Annotated in this window: 1 pseudogene; it reads left to right on the plus strand. The window is 38.7% G+C overall.

The features are described from left to right. Positions 1–244 (plus strand): annotated as a pseudogene (locus CX664_RS26835) (hypothetical protein); the annotation flags it as partial. Positions 245–623 lie beyond the last annotated feature (379 nt).

Raw genomic sequence — 623 nt, forward strand, 5'->3', positions numbered from 1 at the left:
TGAACTGGTTGACTGGTCTGGCCGAATTGTCCGAAAAGGCAAGCATGGTCGTATAACTGACGATGTACCACCTATCCTGGAGCGCTTGGGTATTGACCCAAAAGAATGGCTGGAGACTATGCGCTGGAATAATCGTTTTCACCGCGCAGTCGGCAAGCTGGCTTCACTGAAGGCTTATGCAGAAAGCACCGGAAAATGCTGGGTTCAAGGAATGTCTGTGAGCGGTGCTCTCTACCCTGCCTGATCAACGTATTTTCATTTACATTAATGTGGCCAGAATTTTCTGAATGATCTTGTCTTGATAATGTCTTCTATCTGGCTGTTGCTGAGTACTTTTTATACGCTTCCTGTTTGGTATGAATAAGAAATTCTTACAATGATCAATACTATCATTTAAAAAATGAATAAATGATGTACTCTCCTCACTTTTTGAAAAGTGGGTGTCCTTTTTATTTCTTTTCATTTTGCTTCCGGAATACCCAAGTGGGTGTCCTTTTTATTTCTTTTCCTTTTTATTTCCTTTTTATTGTCCTTAAAAAGTGGGTGTCCTTTTTATTTTGGTTCTTTCTATTACAGTTTTTATAGTTTTATTTTTAGAACATGCAACACCCATTACTGCATTT

The sequence above is a fragment of the Endozoicomonas acroporae genome (assembly GCF_002864045.1).
Taxonomy (GTDB): Bacteria; Pseudomonadota; Gammaproteobacteria; order Pseudomonadales; family Endozoicomonadaceae; genus Endozoicomonas; species Endozoicomonas acroporae.